The organism is Reichenbachiella sp. (assembly GCF_039944555.1).
Taxonomy (GTDB): Bacteria; Bacteroidota; Bacteroidia; order Cytophagales; family Cyclobacteriaceae; genus Reichenbachiella.
In genome coordinates this window covers 412349-429615 of the sequence record NZ_JBDUYN010000006.1, presented here as the reverse complement: position 1 = coordinate 429615, position 17267 = coordinate 412349, and the positions used below count along the sequence as shown (strand labels likewise).

Sequence of the window (17267 nt, the reverse complement as noted above, 5' to 3'; positions counted from 1 at the left end):
ACCTCTTGATATCGTTCTTTCATTGTTCGTTGAGATGGCCGTGCGTGGCTATCACAAAGGGACGGGCAGAAGCCAAATCTGAAGCAAAAACAATATCCTGGATATTGTCTAGATTCATTTTGCTTGTTACCGTCAGAACCGGGCATTTCGTATTTCTCACTATCTTTTCAGTAGTTGAGCCCTCGATTGACTTGCCAGGATTATGAATACCTCTGGAACCCATGACAACCAAGTCTACTTTTTCTTTTTTTATAAAATTGAGAATGACTCTGGAAGGATATCCCACTTTGACAAGTAATTCTATAGAGATTTCATTTTCTGCTCTTTTTTCAGGTAAGTCAGCCAACTCGCGCAGCGCCATATCTCGCAGCTGTGAAGCATAGGCTTCGGAAAACTTGGGTTCCACATATCGATATCTAGGTATTTCGATGACGTGAAGCAAGATGATGTGGTGTGATTGTCGATTCGCAATTAGACATGCCACTTTTAAGGCGTTAGCAGAATCATCAGAAAAATCATAAGGCACAAGAATATTATTTTTTTTGGTTGCCATGATCTGCGAATTTTAGTATCTAAAGGATTAATTAATTTAGCACTTGCTAAGGTCGTACAAGGTGTGATTATTAAATATGAGAGTGATTTGCGCGCCGAATGATTTTGGTCATTTCGGAGTATTTTAGCTTAAAACCGTTAGGTGTAAAAATTAGATAGTAGCGATAATTCTTTGTACTTTTATATAGACAATGAGGAGTATGAACCATAACCTATTCAGCCATGGAAACAAGTAAATCGCAAGTAATTCTTGAAAGTGAATCGGTATTCAAGGCTCTTTTTGATTATGCGACCATCGGTATTGTAGCAGTAAACAAAAAGGGTGAAATTGAAATGATCAATAAGAATGGTGCCATGTTGTTTGATCATGACCAGTCCGACTTGATTGGAACGAAGATAATGGAACTGATTATCGCATCGGTTCCTGGCTTCGAAATCCATCCACATGTCCAATGTTTTGATACACCGGATGTCCGTCCGATAGGAGCCGACCTTGATCTGTGTGCTAAAAGAAAAGATGGCTCGGAATTGCCCGTAGAAATCAGCCTGGGCAACTATGTAGTTGAGGGCGAAACACTTGCTGTAGCCTTTATTTGTGATATATCTAAGCGCAAAGAATTTGAGAAGCAGAAAGAAGAATACCTGAAAGGACTACAAGAAGCGGAAGAGCATGCCAAAGAACTTGAAAATGCTTATAGGCATGAACAAGAATTGAACAACCTGAAATCTGTATTTGTGTCGCTCGCTTCACACGAATTCAGAACTCCACTGAGTACCATTATGTCATCAGCAGAATTGCTTACCAGGTACAACAGTGAAGAATATGCTGAGCGAAAAGGCAAGCACCTGGGCAGGATCAAATCGTCAGTTAAAAACCTGGTCAATATTTTGGACGACTTTCTCTCTCTGGATAGACTGGAGCAGGGAAAAATAGAACCAGATCTGGCAGAATTTAATATTGTAGAGACGATCAATAATTTGGTAGATAGTTTCCACCCCATTCTTAAAGAAGGACAGACTATTTCTATAGAAGCTTGTGAGGCCACCACGATTTACTCGGATAAAAAATTAATAAAAAACATTGTTACAAATTTAATCTCGAACGCGAGCAAGTATTCTCCTGATGGTGAGTCTATAGAAATTAACTGTGAAATTCAAAACAACTCGATCGTCATCAGTGTAAAGGACCACGGTATAGGTATTCCTGAAGAAGATCAAACCAATCTATTTGGCTCTTTTTTCAGGGCCTCTAATGTCGGCAACATCCAAGGCACGGGATTAGGCCTAAATATAATTAAACGATACACCGAGCTTTTGGGAGGCGGTATTACATTTAGTAGCAGTGAGGGAGAGGGTACCACTTTCTCAGTCCGATTACCTTGTGAATTTTCTTAGAAAAGGTTCCATGACCTAAGTTAATTGACGGATGAGGTTCTTTATTTAGGATACTCTTGTTGTTTACTATTATGTGCTTTGTAAATCATAATATTCGAAATTGGACGGTTAAAATAATTCTTGTTAAATTTATATGGAAACTTACTTTCAACTTAACCCGCTATGGAAGCAGATCAATTAATTGGCACTTTTGAAAGTGAGGCTGGATTCAAGGCTCTTTTCGATTATGCAACAATTGGCATTGTTGTGATCAACCAACAGGGAGTCATAGTCATGATCAATCCAAACGGTGAAAAACTATTTGGATATCATAAGGCCGAGCTGATTGGACAAAAAATGGAGGTACTCATCCCAACTAAATTGAGAGAGCAGCACATCCATCATCGTACGGAATATTTTGATAGACCTAAGGTTAGACCCATGGGAGCAGGGCTCGACCTTTACGCTAGCAAAAAGGATGGGTCAGAATTGCCCGTGGAGATCAGTCTGGGAAACTATCAGGTAAACGGAGAAACACTTGCGGTGGCCTTCATTAGTGATATTACGGAGCGCAAAGAGGCCGAAAGAGAAAAAAAGGAATACACAGAGGAGCTGGAAAAAAAGGTTAAGGAGCGTACCAAAGAACTGGAAAACGCTTTCTTGCACGAGCATGAACTGAATCAACTGAAATCAGCATTCGTTTCCCTGGCCTCTCATGAATTTAGAACTCCCCTGAGCACTATTATGTCATCTGTAGATCTATTAGGAAGGTACGATACCGAAGAGTATAAGGAAAAGAAGGGAAAGCACCTAAAAAGAGTTAAGTCTTCGGTAAGAAATCTGGTGAACATTTTGGATGATTTTCTTTCATTGGATAAACTGGAACAGGGAAAAATCAAACCTGAATTGTTAGAATTCCCCATCGAGAAGCTGGTCAATGAACTGGTTGAAAACTTCCAGCCCATTCTGAAGGAGGGACAGCAGATCAAGATTAAGGCATGTGATGACGGGGTCATTTGTTCAGATAAAAAATTGATCAAGAATATTGTCACTAATTTAGTTTCAAACGCCAGTAAATATTCAGTTGAGAATGATCCTATTGAGGTAAGTTGTGAGTTCGAGAAAGATGTAATTGTTATTACAGTTAGGGATTATGGCATAGGTATACCTGATGCTGATCAGGTAAAACTCTTTGGCTCCTTTTTCAGGGCCTCCAATGTAGGTAGTATCCAGGGTACAGGTTTAGGCTTGAGTATTGTTCACCGATATGTTGAGCTACTGGGCGGTGCCATCAGGTTTGAAAGTAAACAGGGAGAAGGCACGGCCTTTGAAGTGCGCTTGCCTTGTGAGAGGGATTTCTGACCGAGTAAGGAGAAAAAATGATCAAAGTTCTGTGTTAGACTAACTGGAGTCATTGCTACAAATACGCAAAGCGCATATTTTGCAGTATGATGAAGCAAACAGTCCTACTGGTTGAGCCTCACGAGGGGCTCAGAGAGAATATCAAAGAATTGCTGGAGCTCGAAGGATACTCAGTAAAAACGCTACATACTGATTCTCTGGAGGGCGATTTTACTAAGACTGAAATTACAGCTGTTTTGCTGATAAGCGGGCTTTTTTTGCGAGAAGCTGAGATGCAGCTCACTTTTCCAACTCATGACATACCGATAATTGTATTCAGTGCTGATTCTGATGACCTTTCTTTAGTACCTGTAGGTAAATGGGTACCTCTGCCCTTTCAAACTGAAGAATTATTGGGTGCCGTGCAAGAAGCTTTCAGTTCAACGTCGCATGCTCAGCGCAATAACGATTCTCAATTCATTGACTATAATCATACCAGGCCTTGATTCGCCTCATTTGTAAGCACCCTGAATTGCTCTACTATTGGATAAGAAATTAACGATCAAATAAGATGAATGAGATTAAAGCGAATTGGAAAGGAAATATGTCCTTTGAAGCAAATGTCGATGGGCATAAAATAATACTTGATGCCGACGCAGAGGTGGGCGGACAAAACCAGGGTCCAAAACCAAAGCCTTTGCTATTGGTCGCCTTAGCCGGCTGCACCGGAATGGACGTAGTCTCTCTGCTCAAAAAAATGAGAGTGAAAATAGATGATTTGCAAATTTCTGTTGCAGGTGAGCCATCTGAAGAACATCCAATCTATTATAAAAAAGTCAAGTTGACCTATCTCGTCAAAGGGCAAGATTTGGATAAGGAAAAAATAGAAAAAGCTGTCAGGCTTTCACAGGAAAGATACTGTGGTGTCAGTTACACGCTTCAGCAAGTAGCTGAAATGGACTACGAAATTATATACAGCAATGAAGAGGTTCCAACTCAAGCGACCCACTAATCAGAGTGGAAATTCACTTCCAGGATGCATCATTGTCATCATCATCATGCTTACCCTTGGAGGAATAGCCGTGATGCTATTGATTACTTCATTTCGGCAAGTAGAGCCCCATTCAGTCCAGATTGCTAAAATTGGAAAATGGCAGGATCTAGGGGCTGAAATCAATCCATATCAATCCTGGTACGGACTATTTCAAATATCAGAAGAGACTTTTTCGCTAAGGAAGGTCAAACTCAAGGTGAAAGAAATATATGACCATTCCACAGAAGGCCCGAAAGAAAGGACTGAAATACAAATAGGAATTAAAGGTAATTCTTATCCAATTTTTTTGATAGCAGGAGTAGAAGATCTTGAGGTGGGAAATATCGAAGGGCGAAACCATTACAATACGATCCTGGCACCTGATCGTCTGCTTGAAATAATTTACCCATGGGGAGATTATTCATTAGACTCTTTTGGTTCTGCTAATCGTATGGTAGGAGAGGATACAGAACCAGAGTTTTCGGGTTATGGAATTAAACTAATTCATAAAAATATTCAGCAATTGCTACTGGAAGACCATTATTTCTATGGAAATGGTCCGGGTTTGGTTTGGTCGGGTGACCTGGACAGAGATGGTAAATTGGACTTACTTATCGACTGTATCTGTGAAGGCCCCTCGACCAATATGGCACTATTTCTTTCGTCTAAAGCTGATAAGAATGAGCTGGTAAAATTGGTGGCTATTTGGAAATGGGAAGAATAGTCATTTTTCGAAAAGTATAAATTTTAACGTCAATCAGAATTGTCATGAAACCAATAGGTTTATTAATCAGACTCACTAAGGAATGATTATTTCATGGCGGTTCCATCTGGCCGATAGAGAACAAATCACAAACAGATGAAAAAGATACTATTAATAGAAGATAATCCGGAGGTAAGGGAAAACACTCAGGAAATTTTGGAGCTTGAAGGATATAAGGTTCTTACAGCAGAAAATGGGAAACTGGGCGTAAAACTCGCGCAGAAAACTGCTCTCGATCTAATCATTTGTGATATTATGATGCCTGAACTTGATGGCTATGGAGTATTACATATTTTGGGCAAAAGCCCCGGTACTTCAACTGTACCTTTTATTTTTCTAACTGCTAAGACAGAAAGGGCCGACATTAGAAAGGGTATGGGGCTGGGAGCTGATGACTACCTGACAAAACCATTTGATGGAAATGAATTGTTGACCGCCATTGAGACCAGATTGAAACGACATAGAGAGGCCGAAGAGGAAGCTGTGTTTGATATTAAGGATTTGGATCAATTTGTACAGAACAAAAGGGCAATTGCTGAGCTAAAAGCGATTTCTGCAGAAGGACGGATTCAGCATTTCAAGACTGGGGAGGGTATTTATTGGGAGGGAGACGAAGCAAGTGCATTGATACTCGTGAATTCCGGTAAAGTGAAAACCTATAAGACTAATCCGGAAGAAAAGAAATTGATAACCGGGATACACTGCTCAGGAAAATACATTGGTTTTAATGCGCTAATCACCAGTTCGAACTATGCAGAATCTGCAGTGGCCCTGGAAGACTCAGAACTTTATTTTATCCCCAGACACAAATTCTTTAAACTTCTTTACGACAGTCGAGATGTAGCGAACAAATTCATCCGAATCATTTCCAACAACCTAAAGGAAAAAGAGGAACAAATGTTGCACTTGGCTTATAACTCAGTAAGACAGCGGGCTGCAGAAGCGCTTGTGTCACTTCAAAAGAAAGGTAAAAAGTGTGGGAATATCTCAATATCAAGAGAAGACTTGGCTTGCATGGTAGGTACTGCCCCGGAATCTGTGATCAGAGCCCTTTCTGATTTTAAGACAGAACATTTGATTGATGTCAAACCTCATCATATAGAAGTGTTAAACTCAACGGTTTTGAAAAAAATTGCGGCAATCGAATAAGCTAATTGTTATTAGGGTCAAAATAGCCTTCGGTATCGCGGATAACCGAGATAGGTTCTCTTTGTCAATTTACCCTTAGGATTGCAGAACAAACATGTAGTATTGGGTTACGTATTGGGATCGAAGATGCCTGTTCTAGTAAGCATACATCCAAATAGTAACCAGTACAACAATTACAATAAAGACGAGTACGAATATCCTGGTATCCTTTGAATTTTTAATCTGGTTCATGACTTTGTTGGTTGATGGTGAAATTACTTCTCCTGAAGTAATACAAAATTGGCCCTAATAAGGGTATCAGAACCACTACAGCAAACCATATGGCTTTCTGCTGAGTTTTCATCTGACCTTGTGCGACGTCGATCATAGCCCAAATGGCAAATGAGACGACAATGAGTGCAAAAATCATTTCTAACATAATCTTGATCTTTTGTTTTCAAGTTAGACCTAATAGATTGAATGAGGTATGACCGGAGTTAACCTGAAACATGATGTAAATCAATTTGGAAAATTCTTGCTCAAGGAAAGGTTCTAGACCAAACATGATTTGATTAAAGTCTTAATATTCAATGACATCGGTCAGGAGCAGTTAAGAATGCTATAAATAAATTGGTGGCAAACATTTAAACATATACAACTATGAAACGACACATCAATTTTTCATTATTAGCGTTTGCGATGTTGTCCTTGATGATTTTTCATACAAATCTATATGCCACCAATGGCTATTACAGCCATGGGTATGGCATACGCTACAAGGGCATGGCAGGCACTGGCGTCTCGTTGTCACAGAGCACATTAGGCTCTGCCACCAATCCTGCAGGTTTAGTATTTCTAGGTGATAGATATGACTTTAACCTGGCAATATTCAACCCAAATAGAAAATTTACGGTGACTGGTAATCCATCTGGATTTCCTGGCACATTCGGCCTTGCACCGGGAACAGTGGAAAGTGATAAAAAGGTTTTCTTTATCCCTTCTATCGGTGCTAATTGGTCTCTAAATGATAACAGTTCAATTGGAGTATCCTTCTATGGAAATGGTGGGATGAATACCGAATACCCTGCGGCCATTTTTGGTGGTGCTCAACCTACTGGTGTAGATCTTTCTCAAATGTTTCTCAATACTTCTTATTCAAGGAAACTAGGAGAGAAACACAGTCTTGGTTTCTCTGCGATTCTAGCTTATCAAAGATTCGAAGCCACTGGCCTTGAAGCCTTCGGAGCATTTTCCAGAGATGCAACCAAACTTACAGGTAATGGACATGACAATTCTTTTGGGCTTGGATTTAAAATAGGTTATATAGGTGAATTCACTCCAGGACTGAGATTTGGCGCCTCATACCAGACTCAAATGATCATGAGTGAATTCGATGACTATGCCGGACTATATGCCGAGCAAGGGGGCTTCAATATCCCTGCGACCTGGACAGCTGGTTTGTCGTATGAGTTTACGGATTGGCTCTTTGCTTTCGATGTACAGCAAATCATGTATGATAACGTAAAATCTATTGCTAACCCAATAGACCCTACTGCACTTCCGCCCGCATTTCCTGATGGATCAGGAGGATTTACTCCTAATCCCAACCAAGTAACGCTAGGTGAAGATGGCGGATCTGGATTTGGATGGGGTAATATGACTATTTATAAAATAGGTGCCGAATTTAGGGGAGTTGACTCCTGGGAATTCAGAGGCGGATTTTCCTATAGCGAACAACCCATTCCCGATAGCGAAATGCTCTTTAACATCCTGGCTCCTGGTGTAATAGAAAAACATGCCACTTTAGGAGTAACTAAAATCCTGGATAATGATCAGGAAATTAGCTTTGCCATGATGCACGGGTTTTCTAATACTGTTTCCGGACCTAATAGATTCGAAGCACCTAATCAACAGAATATCGAACTTAATATGAATCAATGGGAATTTGAAGTGGGCTTCTCTTTTTAGAATAACTGACAAACCGATTTCAGCACCAAAGGCCTTTATTTTGTTAAGGGCCTTTTTTTGTAAATCAGGGTAGTTACTTAAATCTGGATTCAATGTCGTTTAGTTAAGGCCCGTTGTGGTTTGTGTCTTCACAAACCACTGCTGCCTCGATCCGTGAGGACATGGATCGAGGCGTTTTATTTGTTTAGTAACCTTTATCTAAATATTTCATATTAGAGAATATTTGGATAAAAAGATTAAGGAAATGAAGATTTATACATAAACATGATTAATATCATAATTTCTCGTGCAATTCATCACCGACCACTATTTGGATATTGATCTCTTTTGTGTTGGTCAGGGTCAAAAGAATATGAGAACGGCGATAGAATGATCATCGCTATTCCTGATAGATGTCATTTTTAACATTTGTTACTCATTGTAGATTACATCAAAAGATATTCACCATGGATTCAAATCGTCGAGAATTTATTAAAATTTCATCCCTTGGATTAGGAGGATTGATGTTGTCCGGAACCATCTTCGATAGTGTATCAGGCAGCATCTTCAATGACGCGGTCAGCGAGACTATGAAATACATCCGTACTCCGACTTACTGCGAAGTTTGTTTCTGGAAATGTGCTGGGTGGGTGACCAAAAATGAAGATGGTGAGATTTGGAAAGTAGAGGGACATCAAGACGATCCGCATTGTAATGGTCGATTTTGTCCCAGAGGTACTGGCGGAGTTGGCATGTATCACGATGAGGACAGGCTCAAGCAGCCATTGATGCGTGTAGAAGAAAACGGAAAACAGGTCTATAAGGAAGTCAGTTGGGATGCGGCACTCGACTTTATAGCTGACAAAATGAAAGCTATTGCCAAAGAACATGGCCCGGAAAGCATGGCCTTATTTACACACGGCTCAGGGGGTAAGTTTTTGGGCCACATGCTTAAAGCTTATGGCTCTCCACACATAACTGCCCCGTCATTTGCCCAATGCCGTGGTCCAAGGGAAGTAGCTTTCTATTCCACATTTGGTGAAGGAATTTTATCTCCTGAAAGAACAGATATTAGAGATACCGACTGCCTTGTGTTGATAGGATCGCACATTGGTGAAAACATGCACAATGGTCAGGTTCAGGAAATGTCCCAAGCCATAGATAAAGGTGCCACCATAATTACTGTTGATCCCAGATTTTCCACAGCTGCCAGCAAATCTAAATACTGGCTGCCAATCAAACCGGCAACAGACATGGCATTATTACTGGCCTGGATCAATGTCATCATCAACGAAGAATGGTACGATAAAGAATATGTTGAGAAATATGCCTTTGGGTTTGATGAATTGAAGGCACACGTGCAGCAATATACTCCCGAATGGGCTTATGGAATCACCACTATTGAACCAAAGGTAATCCGTGATACAGCTAAAGAAATGGCCAATGCCTCGCCTGCAGTTATTGTCCATCCTGGTCGCCATGTGACATGGTACGGCGATGATACACAAAGATTGAGGGCTGTTGCTATATTAAATGCATTACTTGGCTCCTGGGGACGAAGAGGAGGATTCTATTCTCCTGAAAAAGTTTCTATTCCATCTTATCCACATCCGCCTTACCCAAAAGCAAAAAGAACCTGGAAGGACGGCCTCGAGGATAAGTTTAGCCTGGCTACAGAAATTATTTCAAATGAACTTTGTGGGGCGTCTATTCCTACAAAGGATCGTGAATTCAACGTCAAAGGATGGATAGTAAACGGGACGAATCTGATCCATACTTTACCGGATCAGAAAAAGACACTGGAGGCCATCCAAAACTTGGACTTGTTGGTGGTGATTGATACCATGCCGATGGAAATCACCGGATATGCAGATGTTGTACTTCCTGAATGTACTTATTTGGAAAGGTACGACGCCATAAGAAATTCACCACATAGAGAACCTGTCATTGCGCTAAGAATGCCGGCGGCAGAACCAAAGTATAATTCCAAGCCTGATTGGTGGATAGCCAAAGCCTTAGGGATCAAACTTGGTTTGAATGAATTTTTCAAATATAAAAATATTGAAGCCATGCTGGATTGGCAATTGAAACAAGTGGGCAGCTCGTTGGAAGAAATGAAAAAAGTGGGAGTGAAGAAATATAAAAGGAAATACGACGATCTCTATCTGGCTGACGGGCAGGACTTTGAATTCAGTACTTCCACAGGCAAAATTGAACTGTATTCTACCGAAATGGCAGGTAGCGGTTATGCACCCTTGCCGACCTATACTGAGCATGCTCAGCCGCCACAAGGGTTTTACCGACTCAATTATGGTCGAACACCGGCGCATACATTTAGCCGAACAGCAAATAATCCAAACCTGACAGCTATTTATGATGAGAATGATCTTTGGGTTAATCCCAAAGTTGCCAAACAATGGGGTTTGAAAAACGGACAATATGTATGGCTTAAAAACCAAGACGGCATCGTGTCCACTTTTTCAATCAAAGTCAGAGTAACCGAAAGAATCCGCTGGGATTCGGTGTACATGGTACATGGCTTTGGTCATAGCGAAAAGAAATTGAGCCGGGCTTTTGGCAAAGGCGCCAGCGACACGGAGCTAATCACCAATGTGAAACTTGATCCCGAAATGGGAGGAACCGGAATGCGCGAAAACTTTGTGACCTTTTTGACAGAAAAACCAGAACTTAAAGAAGCAGAATCATGAGATATGCAATGGCGATTGATACCAAAAAGTGTATAGGATGTGGCGATTGCGTAGTTGCCTGTCAAGTTGAGAATAAAGTTCCTGAGGGATTTTGCAGGGAGTGGATAGTGGAAGCGATTAGTGGCACTTATCCCAATCTGGATTTAGAATTCCGATCAGAAAGATGTCATCATTGTGCAAACGCTCCTTGTGTTAGGTGTTGTCCAACAGGCTCCAGTCACATAGCGGAAGGAGGGATCGTTTTGGTGGATCCTGATAAATGTATTGGATGTGGGGCATGTATTGCTTCTTGTCCATATGATGCAAGATATCCGCATCCAGATGGCTATGTGGATAAATGCACGTTTTGCATTCACAAAGTGAGAAAAGGGGAACAACCGGCATGCGTGAGTGTCTGCCCTACTAACTGCATGTATTTTGGAGACCTGGATGACCCTAATAGTGAGGTATCCAAAAAAGTAAAGGAAAGAAAATACAAAAGAATGAAAACCGAAGCAGGGACTGACCCTCAGTTGTACTTCTTAATTTAAGATCATGGAAGAATTAATCATTAGCGGTAGAATGAATTACAAGGTGGATCCCTATCTACATATTTGGGGTTGGGAGATCGCTTTCTATTTATTCGTAGGTGGGCTTGCAGCCGGAATATTGTTTTTTGCTGCATTTTACTATTTGAGAGGAAAAGAAAATCAATTTCCTGCAGCAGTAAAATGGGCTCCAATGATTACCCCTTTCATATTGATTTTGGGGCTTGGTGCGCTGTTCTTGGATTTACATAATAAAATGAATTTCTGGAGATTATATACCACTATAAGGTTAGAATCACCTATGTCCTGGGGTGCCTGGACACTCATGGTGATCACTCCAATTTCAATTATCTGGAGCAGTATTCATATCAAAGAGATTTTCCCAAATTGGGATTGGAAATTTGAATGGCTAGAAAAAGCAATAGCTTTTTTCGTTAGGCATAAAAGGCCTCTGGCTTGGGTAATGGCAATATATTCGGTTTTGTTAGGTGTTTATACAGGAATACTGCTGAGTGCATTTAACGCCCGACCCCTTTGGAATACCTCCATTTTGGGTCCATTATTTTTGGCCTCCGGACTTTCAGCCGGGGCAGCCGTCATTGTCTTATTCACCAAAAGCGAAATCGAAAGAAGATGGTTTAGTAAAATAGACATCCTCATCATTGGAGTTGAATTATTCTTCATCATACACCTGTTTATGGGATTGCTTGCCAGTACAGAAGTGCAGATAGAAGCTGCCCAATTATTTCTTGATGGACCATACACATTGCCATTCTGGATTTTTGTAGTCTTCATCGGTATGCTTGTTCCAGCCTTATTGGAATATTTGGAAATAAAGGGGCAAAAAATCCCAGTTTTCATTCCAGTCATATTAATCTTAATAGGGAATATAATGTTACGGTTTATCATTGTTTATGCTGGTCAGGCCAGTAGATATTTATATTAATTGTGGATAAATAGAATAAGAAAAATGAAAAACAACTGGTATCAAATATCAACTAGACAATTTGGATATCCACAACCTGAAGATGATTTTGGATATTTAGATCGAACTTATAAACCAGACACCGGTTGTCCAACTTGTGGTATTGGAATTGTTCAGGTGAACCCCTTTCGGTTTAAAAATGACTCTGATATAAGACATAATCAGTTTATTGGATTGAATTGGATATTTGATCAAATATTTGTTCATGAATCTGTAAAAACTGAATTTGAAAAAAATGGCATAACCGGCGTTCGGTTTTCCCAGCCAGTAATTCATGAAACTGATAAACCTATAGAATCGATTTATCAGATACATGTTGATACTGTCCTATCCAAAGGGCTAATTGGAGATAACCTTACAACTGAAAACTGTGATATGCCGACAGATGAAAAGATGTTAGACTTTTTAAAAGCCAGTGGGAGTAAGTTGGTCAAAGGCCCCTTTTGTGGACATTTGAAATATAACTTCCCCCATGGGCAGAAATTAGAATTTAATAGTGATGTTTTTAGTGGACAACCAGACTTTGTAAGAACCCATGAATGGTTTGGTAGTGGATGGAATACGAACCGACCCATTATTATCTCAGAAAGAGTTAAGAAATTAATTGAGAAGAATGAATGGATCGGGGCATACTTAGAAGTAATTGGATAAACACATATTACAAACAATTTGTGTGATACTTTAAAAAAATATAAAATATTATGTCACATCATAATTATATAAGTAGAAAAACAAAGTACATGAATCCATATATCGCGGGGATAATCCTGGGTTTTGTACTTCTGTTGTCTTTTTATTTGACCGGCCGTGGATTAGGAGCCAGCGGAGCTTTTAAGAGCGTGGTGGTGAGCACTCTGGACGCAGTATCCCATGATAAGGTAGAAGCGTCTGGGTTTTATGCCAAGTACATCGCTGATGGTAAAAATCCTATGAAAAGCTGGCTGGTATTTCAAGTACTTGGAGTCTTGATCGGCGGCTTTTTGTCAGGAGCATTGGCAGGAAGACTCGGTTGGAAAACAGAGCACTCACCCAAAATTACCAGCACCAAAAGAATCGTATTAGCGGTAGCAGGAGGGGTGCTTTTTGGCTTTGGCTCACAGTTGGGGCGGGGTTGTACGAGTGGTGCCGCATTGAGTGGTATGGCCACCTTATCAGTGGCCGGGTTTGTGACCATGATAGCCATATTTGGCACGGCTTATTTATTTGCTTATTTCTTCAGAAAAACATGGATTTGATATGGGACCTATAATACCGATATACGAAATTTCACAAGAATTGAACTTCCTCATAGCCTTTGGAATAGGCCTGGGTTTTGGGTTCGCTCTTGAGCAGGCAGGGTTTTCTTCCAGCCGTAAGTTAGCAGGAATGTTTTATGGCTATGACGCCACAGTGCTTAAGGTGTTTTTTACGGCAGCAATAGTGGCCTTACTTGGTCTTACCTTCCTCAATAACTTTAATATGATTGATATGAGTATTGTTTATATCAACGAGTTCTACGTGACCTCAGCCGTCCTGGGAGGGGTAATTATGGGCTTAGGGTTTATTGTAGGAGGTTTTTGCCCCGGTACTGGCGTGTGCGCCGCAGCAATTGGTAAAATTGATGCTATCTTCTACCTTATGGGGTCATTGATTGGAATATTTATTTTCGGTGAAACTTATCCTTTTTGGAAAGACATTTATCTTAACAACTATCTGGGAGGTCTGAAGATTTCCAATGCTTTTGATATCACAGACGGGTTAATGGTTTTGTTAATAATTGCAGCTGCCGTGATGATGTTTTGGGTGGGTGAATGGGCAGAAAAGAAATTCGCAAGACCCGATATTACAAAAGAGATTTAAATAATAAATACATGAAAACACGCGAAATATTTTCAATACTGATTTTAATGCTAGGAGTTGTAGCCGCCGTAATGCCGGGCAAGGATGGCGACTCTAAGGAATTAAAAGGAGAAGAAATGTCTTGGGAAACGCTAATGGAATCTAAATACGTATCGGTAGATGAATTAGCTCATTTGCTAATCAGCGGTGATCCATCTATCCAGCTTATTGATTTACGATCTATCGATGCTTTAGAAAAACTGCTGCCAGGGGCGATCAACATTCCTTTGGATAGCATCTACAATGAAAACTTTGAGTATTTGTTCGATCAGGACAATAGGAAAAATATCATTTACGCAAAAAGTGATTCGATTTCAAAACAGGTCTGGATGATTATGGCAAAAAAAGGCTACCCAAATAATTATATACTAGAGGGTGGTTTGGAATCATGGAATTCTAAAATTCTGGATCCTCAAGCCCCAGGACAAATAGCTTCTCAAGAAGAAATTGATTTGTATAATAAAAGGTTGGCGGCTCGGATGCATTTCACTGGAGCCAAAGCACTACCAAAAATAGAATTTAAAGTTATTCTACCACAAGGGGGTAAAAAGAAAAAAAGAGTGGCAGGCGGGTGTAGCTAATTTTAAAAAGTATATTCCTGTCTGTAATAATATTTCTTCGAAATGGTGGTTCAAAATAGCCTTCAAGTGAATTTGTCCATATTTATAGGAAACTGAACGATTTTTTTCACCTCTCATAAAACAAGTTACCTTTTTGCTGAATACGACAGTATTCTGCCCTTTTCGAATCTGATTTTGACCTATAATTTTTACGAGACAACCTCGTAGAGGCAATTAAGCCTTTGGGTGAGTGCTATAAGTCCAAACCGGTCTTTTAGCTTGATTCACAATGTCTTCCGCAATACTTCCAATAAATAAATGAGCCAGACCTTTGTGACCGTGTGTAGCCAGAGCTATCATGTCCATATTTTGCCATTCGGCAAAATGCATAATACCTCTTTCAGCATTGATTGCATTGTAAATATGAACTTCAAATTTGGTCAACTCATTTCGCTCTGCTAGTTCATTGAGCTTGTTTTTAACCATTTCTAAGTCTTGATTAACCTGAAACGTGTTTACCCATACCAGATGGAGGGTAGCTCCAAAAAGATGTTGGTACATTTGTAATTCCTTAACAATAAAATCTTGATCATCTTCAAGGTTAGTGGCGAAGGCAATATTTTTTATTGATTCTGCATTTACCTTATTAGGCACAGATAGCACTGGGCAGTTTGCAAACCTTACTACTTTTTCAGTATTTGATCCTAAGAGGTATTCTTCCAATCCCGTCGACCCTTTGGTTCCCATCACAATGAGATCCACATCCGAGTCGGAGATTTCCTTACTTATACTCTCAAATGGATTTCCTACAACCACCTTGTAATCTATTTTGTTACTTTCATATTTTTCATTGGTAGCCACTACGTTAAGTGTCTCTTCCGTTTTTTCTATCAATTTCAACATATAAAGTTTGTCAGTTTGATCCTCAAGCTCAATTTCACCATAAGTATTAAAACTGCTTCCCATTGGAGGGTCTATGACATGTAGCAAGATGATCTCACCATTTATTGATTTCGCTATTTGACCGGCAAAATCCATGGCGTTGGTGGCGTACCTACTGAAGTCGTAGGGGACTAGTATTTTTTTCATGGCTTTTAGATTTACATGAATTCGTAATATTTGAATGAATAAAGCTATGTTATGATGTGATAGATTGTTATGACAGGTGTCAGACAAGATGGTGATAGTAGTCAAAACCAACTCCATTTATGCAATACAGATTTACTATATTTGAAATGATTGGCTTGGTACGAACAAATAGTCAAATACTTAAATAAAATTTATCTCATGAAACCAACATGTTTAAGGATTAGGCTAAAAAGAGAATGATTATTCCATGGTGGCTCCATATGACTAATAAAAATCAAATTATAAACAGATGAAAACAATTCTCTTAATAGAAGATACTCTTGAAGTACGCGAGAACACCTCAGAGATTCTTGAGCTGGCCGGTTATCAAGTACTGGCAGTAGAAAATGGCAAGGAAGGTGTCGAGTTGGCTCAAAAAGAAAAACCTGATCTAATCGTTTGTGATATTATGATGCCAGAGCTTGATGGTTATGGAGTCTTGCATATTTTGAGTAAGAACCATGAAACATCTCATATACCCTTTGTTTTTCTTACAGCTAAAGCTGAAAAAGCAGATTTCAGAAAGGGGATGAGTTTGGGAGCAGACGACTATTTAACTAAACCTTTTGAAGAAAGTGAATTATTGGATGCAGTTGATATTAGGATCAAAAAGAGTGAGATAGTAAAGAAGGACTATGCTCCGGATATGTCAGGCTTAAGTCAGTTCATTTTTGAGGTAAAAGACCTCGAAGAATTACAAGGCCTTTCGGAGGATCGGAAGGTGAGAAAGTACAAAAGGAAAAGCACAATATACTGGGAAAAGGACTACGCCAACTCTCTGATCTTTATTATTTCGGGCAAAATAAAGACGTATAAGACTAATCATGAAGGTAAACAGTTGATCACTGGAATGTTTGGTAGAGGGGATTTCATTGGTTACCAGGCATTATTAGCGGGGGCCGAATATACCGAGTCAGCCATGGCAATAGAGGATGTTGAAATCTGCAAAATACCTAAAGAAGATTTTTTTAATCTGCTTTATGCCAATAGAACGGTCGCCAATAAGTTCATACAAATTTTATCCAACAATCTGGCCGAGCGTGAAGAACAGCTGTTGCATTTGGCATATAATAGCGTAAGGCAAAAAGTGGCAGAGAAGCTACTTGAAGTCAATGGTCAGTATAATCAGGCAGAAGTGTATGAATGGTTTACCATACCCAGAGAAGATCTGGCTAGCATGGCTGGGACAGCACAAGAATCTGTAATTAGAACTTTATCAGATTTCAAAGATGAAGCGTTAGTTGAGATCGAAGCGGGAAAGATAAAAATTCTCAATGCAGACAAATTGAATTTACTCGTGAAGCAGGGGTATTGCTAAAATCTAAAGGGTTGGCATTATGAGT

At 39.9% G+C, this 17267-nt stretch carries 18 protein-coding genes; 15 read left to right on the top strand and 3 right to left on the bottom strand.

Features of this window, described 5'->3' with window-relative positions; all coding sequences use genetic code 11:
* Positions 1-19 precede the first annotated feature (19 nt).
* Positions 20-553, bottom strand: a complete 534-nt coding sequence (locus tag ABJD64_RS06555; RefSeq protein WP_348179824.1) for a universal stress protein — start codon at positions 551-553, stop codon at positions 20-22.
* 221 nt (positions 554-774) lie between these two features.
* Between ABJD64_RS06555 and ABJD64_RS06550 the strand changes: the two genes are divergently transcribed.
* The 6 genes from ABJD64_RS06550 (at position 775) to ABJD64_RS06525 (ending at position 6212) form a co-directional block, all read left to right on the top strand.
* Complete coding sequence (locus ABJD64_RS06550; protein ID WP_348179823.1) at positions 775-1947, top strand: PAS domain-containing sensor histidine kinase; 1173 nt, start codon at positions 775-777, stop codon at positions 1945-1947.
* Positions 1948-2109: 162 nt separating this feature from the next.
* Positions 2110-3288 (top strand): PAS domain-containing sensor histidine kinase, encoded by a 1179-nt coding sequence (locus ABJD64_RS06545; protein ID WP_348179822.1) that lies wholly within the window; start codon positions 2110-2112, stop codon positions 3286-3288.
* 86 nt (positions 3289-3374) lie between these two features.
* Positions 3375-3773 (top strand): hypothetical protein, encoded by a 399-nt coding sequence (locus ABJD64_RS06540; protein ID WP_348179821.1) that lies wholly within the window; start codon positions 3375-3377, stop codon positions 3771-3773.
* 65 nt (positions 3774-3838) lie between these two features.
* Positions 3839-4279 carry an OsmC family protein gene (locus ABJD64_RS06535; protein ID WP_348179820.1) on the top strand — a complete coding sequence of 147 codons (441 nt, stop codon included), beginning with the start codon at positions 3839-3841 and terminating at the stop codon, positions 4277-4279.
* Positions 4248-5024 carry a hypothetical protein gene (locus ABJD64_RS06530; RefSeq protein WP_348179819.1) on the top strand — a complete coding sequence of 259 codons (777 nt, stop codon included), beginning with the start codon at positions 4248-4250 and terminating at the stop codon, positions 5022-5024. The genes ABJD64_RS06535 and ABJD64_RS06530 overlap by 32 nt, the downstream gene beginning before the upstream one ends.
* A gap of 135 nt (positions 5025-5159) precedes the next feature.
* Positions 5160-6212, top strand: a complete 1053-nt coding sequence (locus ABJD64_RS06525) for a response regulator (protein WP_348179818.1) — start codon at positions 5160-5162, stop codon at positions 6210-6212.
* Between the two features lie 217 nt (positions 6213-6429).
* Here ABJD64_RS06525 and ABJD64_RS06520 read toward each other — a convergent pair whose 3' ends face one another.
* Positions 6430-6630, bottom strand: a complete 201-nt coding sequence (locus ABJD64_RS06520; RefSeq protein ID WP_348179817.1) for a PLD nuclease N-terminal domain-containing protein — start codon at positions 6628-6630, stop codon at positions 6430-6432.
* Positions 6631-6851: 221 nt separating this feature from the next.
* On the opposite strand from ABJD64_RS06520, the gene ABJD64_RS06515 reads away from it, so the two are divergent.
* The 8 genes from ABJD64_RS06515 to ABJD64_RS06480 all read left to right on the top strand — a co-directional run bounded on the left by ABJD64_RS06515 (position 6852) and on the right by ABJD64_RS06480 (position 14817).
* Positions 6852-8159, top strand: a complete 1308-nt coding sequence (locus ABJD64_RS06515) for an outer membrane protein transport protein (RefSeq protein WP_348179816.1) — start codon at positions 6852-6854, stop codon at positions 8157-8159.
* Positions 8160-8605: 446 nt separating this feature from the next.
* Positions 8606-10846: a molybdopterin-dependent oxidoreductase gene (locus ABJD64_RS06510; protein WP_348179815.1), complete on the top strand. Its 2241-nt coding sequence runs from the start codon at positions 8606-8608 to the stop codon at positions 10844-10846.
* On the top strand, positions 10843-11376 hold the full coding sequence (locus ABJD64_RS06505) for a 4Fe-4S dicluster domain-containing protein (RefSeq protein ID WP_348179814.1): 534 nt from the start codon (positions 10843-10845) through the stop codon (positions 11374-11376). The genes ABJD64_RS06510 and ABJD64_RS06505 overlap by 4 nt, the downstream gene beginning before the upstream one ends.
* Before the next feature lie 4 nt (positions 11377-11380).
* Positions 11381-12319 (top strand): NrfD/PsrC family molybdoenzyme membrane anchor subunit, encoded by a 939-nt coding sequence (gene nrfD, locus ABJD64_RS06500; RefSeq protein WP_348179813.1) that lies wholly within the window; start codon positions 11381-11383, stop codon positions 12317-12319.
* A 24-nt stretch (positions 12320-12343) separates the two neighbouring features.
* Positions 12344-13009 (top strand): hypothetical protein, encoded by a 666-nt coding sequence (locus ABJD64_RS06495; protein WP_348179812.1) that lies wholly within the window; start codon positions 12344-12346, stop codon positions 13007-13009.
* 89 nt (positions 13010-13098) lie between these two features.
* The gene (locus ABJD64_RS06490; RefSeq protein WP_348179811.1) at positions 13099-13593 is read left to right on the top strand and encodes a YeeE/YedE thiosulfate transporter family protein; all 495 of its coding nucleotides are present in this window, start codon (positions 13099-13101) and stop codon (positions 13591-13593) included.
* Position 13594: 1 nt separating this feature from the next.
* Positions 13595-14197 carry a YeeE/YedE thiosulfate transporter family protein gene (locus ABJD64_RS06485; protein ID WP_348179810.1) on the top strand — a complete coding sequence of 201 codons (603 nt, stop codon included), beginning with the start codon at positions 13595-13597 and terminating at the stop codon, positions 14195-14197.
* Between the two features lie 11 nt (positions 14198-14208).
* Positions 14209-14817, top strand: a complete 609-nt coding sequence (locus ABJD64_RS06480) for a rhodanese-like domain-containing protein (RefSeq protein WP_348179809.1) — start codon at positions 14209-14211, stop codon at positions 14815-14817.
* A 213-nt stretch (positions 14818-15030) separates the two neighbouring features.
* Here ABJD64_RS06480 and ABJD64_RS06475 read toward each other — a convergent pair whose 3' ends face one another.
* Entirely contained in the window at positions 15031-15885 is an 855-nt protein-coding gene (locus ABJD64_RS06475) for a universal stress protein (RefSeq protein WP_348179808.1), read from the bottom strand.
* Positions 15886-16174: 289 nt separating this feature from the next.
* Between ABJD64_RS06475 and ABJD64_RS06470 the strand changes: the two genes are divergently transcribed.
* Entirely contained in the window at positions 16175-17242 is a 1068-nt protein-coding gene (locus ABJD64_RS06470; RefSeq protein WP_348179807.1) for a response regulator, read from the top strand.
* The last annotated feature ends 25 nt before the right edge of the window (positions 17243-17267 follow it).